Source organism: Enhygromyxa salina, from assembly GCF_002994635.1.
Classification (GTDB): domain Bacteria; phylum Myxococcota_A; class Polyangia; order Nannocystales; family Nannocystaceae; genus Plesiocystis; species Plesiocystis salina_B.
Genome location: NZ_PVNL01000051.1, coordinates 14,136 through 26,362, shown reverse-complemented (window position 1 = coordinate 26,362; position 12,227 = coordinate 14,136). Strand labels below are relative to the sequence as shown.

The 12,227-nt window shown below is 67.7% G+C and carries 10 protein-coding genes; 2 read left to right on the top strand and 8 right to left on the bottom strand.

Features of this window, described 5'->3' with window-relative positions:
• The first annotated feature begins 21 nt into the window (after positions 1–21).
• Together ENSA7_RS12970 and ENSA7_RS12965 are read left to right on the top strand one after the other, a co-directional pair.
• Positions 22–1,602 carry a methyltransferase regulatory domain-containing protein gene (locus ENSA7_RS12970; RefSeq protein WP_106089589.1) on the top strand — a complete coding sequence of 527 codons (1,581 nt, stop codon included), beginning with the start codon at positions 22–24 and terminating at the stop codon, positions 1,600–1,602.
• A gap of 25 nt (positions 1,603–1,627) precedes the next feature.
• Entirely contained in the window at positions 1,628–3,286 is a 1,659-nt protein-coding gene (locus ENSA7_RS12965) for an IgGFc-binding protein (protein ID WP_146157641.1), read from the top strand.
• A 20-nt stretch (positions 3,287–3,306) separates the two neighbouring features.
• Here ENSA7_RS12965 and ENSA7_RS12960 read toward each other — a convergent pair whose 3' ends face one another.
• From ENSA7_RS12960 to ENSA7_RS12920, 8 genes are all read right to left on the bottom strand, one after another.
• A complete protein-coding gene (locus ENSA7_RS12960) occupies positions 3,307–3,960 on the bottom strand; it encodes a hypothetical protein (protein ID WP_106089587.1) in 654 nt (217 codons plus the stop codon).
• Positions 3,961–3,982: 22 nt separating this feature from the next.
• Positions 3,983–6,301, bottom strand: coding sequence for an MMPL family transporter (locus ENSA7_RS12955; RefSeq protein ID WP_106089586.1), 2,319 nt, complete (start codon positions 6,299–6,301; stop codon positions 3,983–3,985).
• 103 nt (positions 6,302–6,404) lie between these two features.
• Positions 6,405–8,180, bottom strand: coding sequence for a mechanosensitive ion channel (locus tag ENSA7_RS12950; protein ID WP_342352827.1), 1,776 nt, complete (start codon positions 8,178–8,180; stop codon positions 6,405–6,407).
• 133 nt (positions 8,181–8,313) lie between these two features.
• A complete protein-coding gene (locus ENSA7_RS12945) occupies positions 8,314–9,135 on the bottom strand; it encodes a hypothetical protein (protein ID WP_106089584.1) in 822 nt (273 codons plus the stop codon).
• 44 nt (positions 9,136–9,179) lie between these two features.
• The gene (locus ENSA7_RS12940; RefSeq protein ID WP_106089583.1) at positions 9,180–10,079 is read right to left on the bottom strand and encodes a DUF3565 domain-containing protein; all 900 of its coding nucleotides are present in this window, start codon (positions 10,077–10,079) and stop codon (positions 9,180–9,182) included.
• A 38-nt stretch (positions 10,080–10,117) separates the two neighbouring features.
• Positions 10,118–10,489: a hypothetical protein gene (locus tag ENSA7_RS12935; RefSeq protein WP_106089582.1), complete on the bottom strand. Its 372-nt coding sequence runs from the start codon at positions 10,487–10,489 to the stop codon at positions 10,118–10,120.
• Positions 10,490–11,407: 918 nt separating this feature from the next.
• The gene (locus ENSA7_RS12925; protein WP_106089580.1) at positions 11,408–11,674 is read right to left on the bottom strand and encodes a hypothetical protein; all 267 of its coding nucleotides are present in this window, start codon (positions 11,672–11,674) and stop codon (positions 11,408–11,410) included.
• Positions 11,671–11,988 carry a hypothetical protein gene (locus ENSA7_RS12920; protein WP_146157640.1) on the bottom strand — a complete coding sequence of 106 codons (318 nt, stop codon included), beginning with the start codon at positions 11,986–11,988 and terminating at the stop codon, positions 11,671–11,673. The genes ENSA7_RS12925 and ENSA7_RS12920 overlap by 4 nt, the downstream gene beginning before the upstream one ends.
• Positions 11,989–12,227: the final 239 nt, after the last annotated feature.

Below are 12,227 nucleotides of genomic sequence, written 5' to 3'. Positions count from 1 at the left end.
GCGTGATACTGGTGGCTCGCGATGCCGGACTCCTACGACAGCGTCCCGTACACCAGCTACGCCTATGCCTACACGCACCCGGACCTGCTGTGTGTGCTCGGGCGGCTGTTTGGGCTGTCGCCGGCCCCGCCGTCGCGGTGTCGGGTGCTCGAGCTCGGGTGTGCCAGCGGCGGCAACTCGATCCCGATGGCTGAGCAGCTGCCCGACAGCAAATTTGTCGGGATCGATCGCTCGCGCGTGCAGATCGATCGCGGTCGGGCGCTGGTCGGCGAGCTTGGCCTGGCAAACATCGAGCTGCAGCAGGCCGACATCATGAGTCTCGACGCCCAGACGCTCGGCAGCTTCGACTACGTGATCTGTCATGGCGTGTTCGCGTGGGTCCCCCGCCCGGTTCAAGATCGGATCCTCGAGCTGACGGCGGCGCTGCTGCGCCCGCGCGGGCTCGCGTTCGTCAGCTACAACGTGTACCCGGGCTGGCACATGCGCGAGATGGTCCGGCGCATGATGCTGTTTCACCTGCGCCGGTTTCAGGGCCCGGACAAGCAGGTCGAGCAGGCCCGCGCGCTGGCGGATTTCGTGGCGAGCTCGGTCAAGCACGTGGGCGCGGCGGACGATCCCTACGTGGTTCAGCTCCAGCGCGAGCTCGCGACGATCGAGGGCATGTCGGACGCGTACCTGTTTCACGAGCACCTCGAGCGCGACAACTCGCCGCTGTACTTTCACGAGTTCGTTGATCGCCTGCGCCACCTGCCGCTGCGCTACCTGTGCGACAGCGATCTGCACCTGATGGTCGACCGCGACATGCCAGACGAGGTCCGCGAGACGCTCGGGCGGATCGCCACGGATCAGGTCAGCATGGAGCAGTACCTGGACTTCGTGCGCAATCGGCAGTTTCGGACCAGCGTGCTGTGCCGCAGCGAGTCGGCCCCGCAGCGACGCCTGCAGCCCGAGCGAGCCCAGTCGCTGCGATTTTGCATGCAAGGCGGCGCGAGCGAGCCGGATCCCTCGCTCGCCCCTGATCTGTCCGTGGGCTTCGCCAGCTCGACGGGTGCGCGGTTCAGCTCCCCCGCGTCGCTGACCAAGGCCGCGCTGATCGAGCTGGGTGAGCGCTGGCCGGCCAGCTTGGGGTTCGACGAGCTGCTCGCGGCCGCCCAGGCGCGCGTGGGTGCGGCTGGCTTTGCGGTCGAGCCCGATCGCGAGCGGCTGGCCGCGGATCTGGCCGCGGATCTGATCGAGTGTCTGCTCCGCAAGGCCGTGACCGCTCGCGCCGACGCGGCCCCGCTCGCCGTCGAGCTCCCCGACCGGCCGCGGGTGAGCGCGTTCAACCGGCTGACCGCCGCGCGCGAGGGCTGGCTGGCGACCAGCCACCACCGTCGGTTCGAGCTCGCGGCTCCGCTCGCGGTGTTGGTCCCGCTGCTCGATGGGACCCGCGACCACGCCCAGCTCGTGGCCCAGATCGTCGCGCTGGTCCGCGCGGGGCAGCTGAGCATTCGGACCAAGGACGGCGCGGCGCTCGAGCATGGCCCCGATCTCGACGGCGCCTGCGCGAGCTTCCTGGCCGAGCAGCTGGCCGTGCTGCACGAGCTCCCCGCGCTGATCTGAGCGCGCGAGGGTACACTCCCGCGCGATGCAGCGATCCAGGTTGAAGGCCTGCGTGGTCGTGGGCGCCTGCGCGCTCGGGTGTGGGACCGGTCGAAGCGCCGACGCTGGGTCGGCCGTGACGTTGACCTTCGGCGAGCAAGACAGCGCCGAGCAGACCAGCGAGCTCGGCACGGAGGACACCGCCGAGACCCAGACCACGGGCGACGGCGACGGCGACGGCGAGGATCACGGCGACGGCGACGGCGACGGCGATCCCAAGTTCGATCTCACCGCCATGCCCGACGCCGAGCTGCCCCCGAGCGGCACGATCCCAACCACCTGCGGCCAGGCCCAGCAGGGCACCAGCACCGTCGGCTGTCGCTTCTACGCCGTCGACCTCGACACCCACGACGGGGCCGAGGCCGTCCAGTTCGCGGTCGCGGTGTCCAACGTCCAGATCGACGCCCCGGCGACCGTCACCGTCGAGCGCAAGAACATGGCGGGCGTGTGGTCCACGGTCGCCGGCCCGACCGTCGTGCCCGCGCTCGATCTCCACAGCTTCGAGCTGCCCGATCTCCACCAGGACAACAGCGGCAAGCGGGTTGGGGGCGCCTACCGGATCAGCGCCAACGTGCCGATCGTCGCCTACCAGTTCAACCCGGTCGACGGCGCCTCGTCGTTCTTGTCCGACGCCTCGATGCTGTACCCGGCCGCGACCTGGGACCATATCCACCACGTGGTCGGCTGGCAGCCCAACGAGGACAGCTTCGGCATCCAGGGCGCCTACGCGACGATCGTCGCCGCCCACGACGGCACCGTCGTGCAGGTCACTCCCAATGTGGTCACCCAGGGCGCAGGCGGGGTCCCGGCCGGGCAAGCGGGCGTGCCGTTCATGGTCAACCTCGACGAGGGCGACATCGCCGAGGTCATGACCCAGCTGATGGGCTCGACCCTGAGCGGCACGCGGATCATCAGCGACGAAGATCACCCGGTCGCGGTGTTCTCGGGCCACGAGTGCGCGTTCGTGCCGGCCAACCTGCAGGCCTGCGATCACCTCGAAGAGCAGCTCGCGGGCGTGCGCAGCTGGGGCACCCACTTCATCGCGTCGCGCATGCCCGTGCGGGTCCCCAACCTGCCCGAGGCCGCAGCGTGGCAGGTCTATGCGTCCGAGGGCCCGACCACCATCACCTTCAGCGCCAGCCCCGGGGTCGTCGGCCTGCCCGCGCCGCAGATCGTGCTGCAGGCCGGCCAGATGCTGCCCTTCTACGTGCGCGGCCCCAGCTCAAACCCCGGCGACTTCGAGATCCAGGCCGACAAGCCGATCGCCGTGCTCCAGTACATGACCGGCGGCGACGCGATCGGGGGGATCGGCGATCCGGCGATGGTCCAGATCGCGCCGATCGAGCAGCAGCTGCAGCGCTATGTCGTGCTGGTCCCCGATACCTGGATCAACGACGTCGCCGTACTGACCCGCAGCGCGGGCGCTGCGATCTCGCTCGACAACGCGCCGATCTCCAACAGCCTGTTCGTGTCCGTCGCCGACAGCGGCTACGAGGTCGCCCGCGTGCCCGTGAGCGACGGCGTCCATGTGCTCGATGGCGGCGACCAACCGTTCTCGGTGGTCATCGTGGGCTACGATCAATACGACAGCTACGCGTATCTGGGCGGCACGGGGACCGAGATCATCAACCCAGCTCCCGGGTAGGTCCCGCGCCGGGCTGAACGTCAGTCCACGTCGTCCAAGAACTCCAGGAACCGCGCGACCACGGCCTTGACGCCCACCTCGGGGAACACGATCTTGACCTTGCGAGTCGGGCCGGTGCCCTCTTCGGTCATGACGCGCCCGACGCCCCACTTGTGGTGCCGCGCGCGTCGTCCCTCGGGCAGCTTGGGCGCGGCGCGGACCAGGCGAGCCTGCAGCGGCGGGGCCTCGGCGGGCTCCACTCCGGCCTGGTCCACGCGATCGCTCAGCCATGTCGTGACGTCGAACGACTGTAGCGAGCGACCATGCGTGTTGAAGACGGCGACACGATCATCCGGGGCGCCGATCAGGAACCCATGAAACACGTGCCCGCCAGGTTCGGCACCAAACACGACGAGGTCGCCGCGCGCACGCGACTCCCGGGCCTGGGCAGAGTGACCGTTGATCTCGCCCAGATCCATGCGCAGGCCATCGCGCAAGAACTCGAGGTCGGCGGCGAGCAGCGCGAGGATCGGCTCCGGCAGGCGGGTCCCCATCGCGGCCTCGACGTCGCGCACACGATCGACGTCGAGCTCCGCCGGGGTCGCGACGCCGCACGCCGCCCGCACCGACCCAAGCAGCTGCGCGAGCGCGGCTGGGATCACCAGATCTTCCGTGCGTCGTGGGTGGCGCTCCATCGGTCCCGAACTGAACTCCAATCTACGAGTTTGCTGGCCCCTGGGCAATTCGCTCGCGCTCCGCCTCGCCCTCGCGCAGCTCGATCCCCAGCGCCGCGCGCATCCGCGTCAGCCAGGCGGGTGACCACCAGTTCCACTTGCCGAGCAAGCCCATCGTCGCCGGGACCAGCAACATGCGGATCAGCGTCGCGTCGATCAGGATCGCCAGCGCCATCCCGATCCCGAGCTGCTTCATGAACACCAGGGTCCCCGCGGCCAGCCCGAGCACGAACACGATCAGGATCACCGCGGCGGTCGTGATGATCGCCCCTGTTCGGGTCAGCCCTTGGATCACGCTGCGCGAGTTGTCGGCGTCACGCAGCCAGGCCTCGCGGATCCGGCTGAGCAAGAACAGCTCGTAGTCCATCGACAGGCCGAACACCAAGGCGAACATCATGACCGGCACCGTCGGCTCGATCGTCCCGATCGAGCGATAGTCCAGGAGCTGCTCGAACCGGCCGTCCTGAAACACGAACACCAGCGCACCAAAGCTGGCGGTCAGCGACAGCACGTTCATGATCACCGCCTCGAGCGCGATCACCGGGGCGCCAAACGCCAGCAGCAGCACCACAAAGCTCGACAGCGCGACGGTCAGCGCGGCCCACGGCAGCCGCTCGGCGAGCGCACGATCGAGCTCGCGGGCGTGGGCCGCCGCGCCAGCGAGCGCGACCTCCAGCTCGTGCGGCGCTCGAGCCTCGATCGCGGCGAGCTGCGCCCGTGCCTGTGGCGACGCGCTCGGCAGCTGGCTGACGACCCGCAGCAAGGTGGCGTCGTCAGCGACGAGGGCGTCGAGCTCGGCCTGCAACGCCGGCGGCACCACGGGCGCCGCGAGCAGCTCGGCCAGCGACGGGTGCTGAGGGCCCAACACCGAGTTGAGCCCGCTGACCGCGACCACGCCCTCGATGCTCTCGAGCCGCTGCGCGTAGTCCTGCAGGGCCGCGAGGGCATCGGGTGCCAGCATCGACCCGCCGGAGGCGGTCGTGACCAGCACCAGCTGGGTCGCGCTGGGATCGACGGTGAACCGCTCGCTGTCACTGAGCGCCGCGTGGACCCGATGGATCTCGCTGGTCGGCGGGAACATCCGCGCGTCGGCGGGCGCGGTCTGCAGGCGCAGGACCGGAGCGCCGGTCAGCAACAGCGCCGCGCCGACGATCGCAGCGACGACCCCAGGCCGTCGCATGACCGCCGCTGCGATCCGCGACCACGCCCCCTCGCGCCCGTGCGGGCTCTCGATCCGCGGGTCGATCGACCCGCCCCCGAGCACGCCCTCGCCAGCGACCCGACCACCGAGCAGCGCGAGCAGCGTCGGCAGGATGACCAGCGCGCCGACGTTGGCGAGCACGACGACCAAGGTCCCCCCCAGCGCGATGCTGCGCAGCAGCGAGATCGGCACCCACGCGAGCGCGAGCAAGCTGACGATCACCGCGATCCCCGAGAACAGCACGGTCTTGCCAGCGGTCGCCAGCGTGCGCCGAAGCGCGACGTCGACCGGGTTGCCGATCGCCAGCTCTTCGCGCTGGCGCTGGACGATGAACAGCGAGTAGTCGATCGCCAGCCCGAGCCCCAGGAACACGACGATGTTGAGGGCGAACAGCGACACGGGGGTGAGCTCCGCGAGGCCGCGCAGCAGCGGAAAGGTCCCCGTGATCGCAAATCCACCGACGAGGATCGGCAGCAACGCGGGCAGCGGCCGGCGAAAGTAGATCAGCAAGATCAACAGCGCGATCGGGAGCGCGACGAGCTCGGCCCGCTGAAGATCCTCGCGGGCCAGCTGCTGGGCGTCGACGTTGGCCGCGAGGCTGCCACCGAGCGCGACCTCGAGCCCCTCGACCGAGCGCGCGACCGCCTCGAGCTGTCCGAACTCGGCTTGCTGAGTTCGCTCGTCACCCCGGACCGACACCATCAGCACCGCCTCGCGCTGATCTCGAGACAAGCTGAGCGGCAGCTGCTCGGGGCCGACCACCTGAATGACCTCGGGCCGGGCCCGCAGGCGATCGAGCAGCGTCCCCAGTCGGGCCCGGGCGCCGGGGTCCGCCACCAGCGAGCCGTGGCCGCTGTCGCCAACCAGGATCAACAGATCGACCTGGGCCGTGCCAAACCGATCCGCCAGCTGCTCCTCGGTCTGCGCCACCGTGCCGCGGGTGACCTCGAAGCCGCCCGGCTCGAGCGCCTGGATCGTCCCCGGTGTCATCAGCAGACCGACGACCAAGGTCGCCAACAGGGCGATGAGGCCGACCCATCGCAGCTTCACAGTCGTGCGCGCAAACCCACCTGGCATGCCCGAACGTGAAGCAAAGCCCATGCCTGGAGACCGTCCGGTCCGCACCGGCTTTCAGCAACAAGACCGGCGGGCGCAAGCGCCCGCCGGTCCGACAGCATCCTCGCGCGCGAGCGCCAGGTGCGACTTACTTATCGAACAGTCCCTTGCCGGGCGGTTTGGCGGCCGGCTTGGCGACGTTGTCGAGCTTGGCCTTGCGGTAGCGCTCGCGAACGATCTCACCAGCGAGCTCGCGCGAGCCCAGCCCGAACGCCAGCGCGCCAGCGAGGCACAGCGCGCCAAACAGCAGGGCGAAGCTCAGCAGCACGAAGTCCTCGGCGACACCGAGCTGGTGGATGCCCATGGTGAACGCGAACACCAGCACGACGTAGCGCGCGAACTCTGCCATCCACACCGGACCAGGCGCGTCGCCACCCTCGGCGGCGCCAGCGGCCGGCTGCTCGCCGCGCTGGCGGGCCTCGATGACGTCGCGGACGTAGTTGCCGACCGTGAAGCCGACGCCGACGATCAGCAGCGCGACCGCGGCCCGGGTCACCGAGAACACCAAGAACGCGTCGACGTAGCCCGCCCACAGATCGAGGCCGAGGTTGTTGAGCCCCTGCACGACCGCGAGCAGCACCACCGCGCCCTGGACCACGAACCCAACCAGGCCCGAGGGCTTGGCGAGATCGTCGTCGCGCTCGGCGATCTTCCCGAACCCGAGCTTGTCCATGAGCCGGTCAAACCCGATCCCTTCGAGGGTCTTTTGCACGATCCCACGCAACAGACGACCCACGAACACGCCGAAGATCACGATCAAGGTCGTGATCAACACCGCCGGGAGCAACGCCCAGAACTGCGCCATCATGTCGGTCATTGGGGCCGACAGGGTCTCGAGGCCGATCCGGTCGAGCGCCGCGATCGCGGCCTGGACGACGATGAAGGCCATCGCCAACCACCCTACGACCTTGCTGGGGCTCGAGCTGCCAAACAGCCCGTCGAGCCGGGCCTTGGCGACCAGCTTGTCGAACCCGAGCGACTCGAGCGCGCGCGTGGTCACGGTCCGGACGATCTTGCCCAGCACCCAGCCGCCCGCGGCGATCAGCACCGCGATACCGATCGCAGGCAGGAGCGCGAGCAAGGTGTTGATCGCGTTGCTCAGCGGGACCGAGATCGCCTCGATCTGCAGGGCGTCGAACGCCCCGGCGAGGCCAATGATCATGACCAGCGAGAACACGACCTGACCGGCCGTCTGCGAGAACGGCCTGGGGGCGTCTTTGTCGGCTTTGGCGTCGACCTTCGCGTCGCCAGGTTCAGGCGCATCGAGAGCGGCGAAGCGCTTGTCGACCCGCGCGAGATCCAGCGCCTTGGTCACGACCTTGCGCAGGATCAACCCCGCGATGGTCGCGACGGCCATGATCAGGACCGCCTTGCCGACCAGCGGCAGCGCCTGCATGACCGTGTCGACGAAGCCCTGGATCGGCCCCGCGGCCTGCTCGAGGCCGGCGAAGTCGAGCACCCCGACGACGACCAGCGCCATCACCAGATAGAACACGACCTGCGCGACGCCCCGCTCGAGCGCGTTGGGGTCACGCTTGGTGTCGTCGTCTTCGAGCAACAGCTTGAGCCCGAGCTTGTTGGCCAGCTTGTTGTCGAGATCGGTCTTGCATAGCATCCGATACACGGCCCACGAGACCAACTTCGCGACCAGCCAGCCCGCGAGAAACAGCAACACACCCAAGAGCAGGTGCAGACCCATACTCAGAAGGTCATCAGAGAGCAGGGAGCCGACTGTATTTTGCCACCACTGCGGGGTCAGAGCGGCGGGAGCCGCCTCCTCGACCGCCTCTGCAGGACCGGGTGGGGCCGCCAACGCCAAGCGAGGCGCAGCCAGCACGAGCGCGGCCGAGAGGCCGGCCAACATCGATTTGAATTGTCGAGACATGATTCCTCCATCGCGAACGAATGAGCGCGAACGGGGGTACCATCGGTAAAACCACCACAGAGATCAACTGTTGTGGAGAGTTCGCTAGATGACTGTTCTTAGCTGAACAGCGTCAGCCACCGAGCGTCCAGCTGCGGGTCACCTTCGCGTCGCCGCCATCGCTTGGCTTGGGCCATCCTGCTGTGGGTACAGCCGCCCGTACACACTTGTTGAGCGCGTCGGAGCCCCCCGTCACTGCCACACTGTTCGCGCGACCACTCCAGCGGATCTGGAAGCTGAGCTCGAGATCGACCTTGGCCGTCGCGCCTGCTGTGATCGCCTCGGCCCAGCAGCCTGGCAGCGCCGCGTCGACGGGCGCGAGGCGATTTGCCACGGCGGCGTCGGAGACCTTGCCACGCACTTGCGTCGCCGTGGTCTGGATCGTCGTGCTGACGACCGCGGGCGTCGGGGCTGGCTCGGGCGTCGGCTCCGGGGTCGCGGGCTGGGACGTCTCGGAGTCAGGGGTCGCAGGCTCGGGCGTCTCGGGCACGGGCGTCGGGGCTGGATCGTCCGGCGCACCGCGGATCCCAAACACCTTCGCCGGCTCGTCCGGCTCCGGCTCGACCGCGGGCTCTGGCTCGACTGCAGGCTCCGGCTCAGCCGGCGGCTCGCTTGCGGGCGTGTCGTCGTTGGCGGGGTTGAGCCCAGCGATCCACTCGCCGATCGGCGCCGACCAGTACCAGAGCGCCCACCCGCCACCGACCAGCGCCGCGCAGACCAACACGACGACCCACAGAAATCGCCGGCCGCGGCGTCCAGCGTCCAGGATCCGCGGCGGCCGCTCGCTCTCGATCAGCGACTCCGAGGCGCCCCGAAATTCGCTGGTGAACGACGGTCGATCGCCGCGCCGCTCGTGGACGTCGCCGATCTCCGAGTCGAAGGTCTCGCGTGGCACGCTTCGATGGTAGCAGCCCGGCCGGGATTGGCCGAACACGCGCCCTACTCGAGCTTGGCGCAGCGACAGAAACGAACGCGAACGCGCGCACTCGGACCCAGCGCGATGTGATGCGGCCGCTCGGGCGCGACGATGCCGAGCACGCCGGGGCGCAGCGCGAACGTCAGGTTGTCTTCATCCTCGAGCACGTACTCGACCGTCCCTGCGATCACCTCGATCTCCCCCCACGCGCCCCCGCGCAGGCGATGGCTCCGCAGCAAGCCCGCGGGGATCGTGGTCTCATCGTATTCGGGGGTTTGTTTGTACATGGTCGCGCAGGGCGGACGCCGCGGCATCCGACACAGCTGACAGCGCAGGCGGGTGCCGAGGTGCGCGGCGCGTTCAGCTGGCTCGTTCACCCACGCAGCCAGCGAGAACGGCGGCGCGTGGCGGATGTGTTGGGCGTGCCCGCAGTCGAGCTCGGCGACCCAGATGTCCTCGTCGTCGCGGTGAAAGCCGGTGATCTGCGACTCGGGGATCGGCTGTAGGCGGTGGGAGAGCGCCTCGAGCGTGGAAGGATCGAGCGCGGCCTCGAGCGCCGGGAACCAGGTGCGCTCCTCGAAGCGGACGTGGGCCGCGAGCAGCTGTCCGAGCTCGGGGGCCTGGTCGGCGAGGTTGGACGGCGCGAGCGTGTCGAGCAGCTGGCGCAGCTGGGCGTGGTCCGAGCGGATCCGCTGGGCGTGGGCGCGGAGCTGCTGATCGCCGCAGTCGCTCAGCGGCAGCAGCTCGCGCTCCTCTGCGGTGAAGTGCGGAGCGATCTCGGCGGTCCACTGGGTGCGGATCTCGGCGACGAAGCTGTCGGGATCGGTGGGTGGTTCTGCGCTGACGCGCACCAGGGTCCGCGCGAGGACCAACGCGTGGTGGTGGTCGCGGGACAGCCCGCGCAGGCACTCGTGCCGGTTCACGAAGGGAGGCTAGCAGCTGTTCTCAGATCGGGCCAGGCTCACTGTTCTTCTTCACAGACGCACCAACCACTCCAAATGTCGTCGTTGGCACATTCGAAGGTCCCGCTGCAGAACGCCATCAAGTGCAGACAGGCGGGGGTATTTGTGCACGTCTCGGACGCGAGCTCGCATTGACCATTCAGAACACCGTTGTCGTAGCAGTGCTCTAACCGGTAGTCCCAGCAGCTCTGGGACGCGATGCTGCACCCATCCAGGACGCAGCGTTTGTTGATGTCGCCCCTGGGGTTGATGAGCGCGGAGCCGTCGTCGCATCGAACGTCGTAGAGCGCTGGGTCCATCGTCTCGACCTCGGCGCACTCTTGTGGCCCACCGCTGAACAGCACCGACAGGAGCAGTGTGATTACAGTCATGTGTCAACTCGCGGGTGTGAAGCCATGCCCATTTTCTCGGCCCGCTCGAGCCGGTACTCGAGAATCGTCGACACGAGCCATGCCACGAAAAATAGCCCTGTGCAGGCTATCCAAGTGTTGATGTCACGATGGTCCCGGGGGCCGGCCTTTGATGTGGACTGAGCCGCGGTGAACAACAACCAACCAATGTACGAAAGCGATCCCAAGCCGACCAATGAGAGGCTCGCCCGTGCGGCGAGCGTCTTCCCTACTCTCACGGACTCCCAAAAAGAGGCTACTGGACCCTTCGAACTAGAACGGAGCATTTTCGAGCTATCACGTTGAGCCATATCAGACATCCCGGTCACAGGCGCGAGGATACAGATCGACCACCTGATCGGCAACTAAAAACCCCGGGCGCAGGTCAGAAAATATCAAATGGTCTTTTGATCACCCATCATTCTCACTCGAGTGCTGCGACCCCCCTGGTCCCAGAGGAGTGTTAAAGTCACCCGCGATCGCCAGTGCGCGTCTGATATAGCGACGATTCACCCGGCCCGTGTGCAGTGCCAAGAACAACGGAAGGCCCGCCAGCGGCAGCCAAAATTGCGCGATTACGATGTTCAGCAATGCCAACCCCCCTTTGACCGAGAACAACACGACGCTTGTCTGAGCAATGCTGGGGATGGGACTCCGCCCCATCCCGTAGCGGAGCTCCTTCGCTATCAGGGTGACCAGCTCGGTTGGATCTCCGCTCTTCAGGCTGTCATGTGTCTCGAGGTGCCGGGCGATCTCGAGCTCCACGTCTGATGACAGATCAGCCCACAAGAGCTGCTGAAGCCTCTCGTAACACCCCCGCGCGTGCTCGTTCACACTACACTTGACCATTTGCGCGGTGTTGGAACCGTTAGACGGCGGCTGGTGATCTGGACCAGCCATTCAGAATTGAGCCCGGACCCCCCGCCGACGATTGTACTCGAGGATCGACGACACCAACCAAGTGAACGCGAGGAAGACCGTCCACACCACCCACGTGTCCACGTGCCGATGGTCTTGGGGGCCTGCCCGCGAGCTGACCTGCGCCGTGAACAGCAGCACGCCACCGATGAGCGAGAGCGGAACAATGGCGAGCGCGTGGCAAACGATGTAACGCGCGAACGAACCGTCCGGCGCGGCCGACGACGGCGTGGTGCTCATGCTGATCATGGCGGGCAGTTGCGAGTGGTGGTGGTGGATGCGGAAGGGAGCTGGGCAAACACCTGCAAAACCAGCTGTTCGTCCCGCTTGTCACGCTCGCGCTGACGCGCCTCGAGACGGCGCCGGATCGGCGTCACGTAGGGCAGGACGCAACCCAGGGCGAACGAGGGAACCATGGCGAACAAGAAGACCAGCGTTGGCATCAGCGGACTGCCAAGCGCGAGGCTGGCAGTATAGACGATGATCGACACGCCCGTGGCCACCGTCGCCGCGTTGAACCACACCTTCAGTGGCCGCAGGGTTGTTGGTTTGGTCGAGTTCATCGCATACCTCTGGCCACTGCTTGGGAGGGTAAGTCATACAGCATGGCTCACGCAGCCGCAAAATTGCCCGGCTTCGGATCTAGCACGAGATGTTGGGCCAGATCGCTAGACAAACGACCCACGCTGGGCACCAAGGACCCCCGAGTCCCGCCGTATCGACGGGGGAGGTTGCTGTTCGACCACTGGCCATTGGTCCAAAACTGTACGCAATCTGGTCGCACGGACACCTATGGTACGGT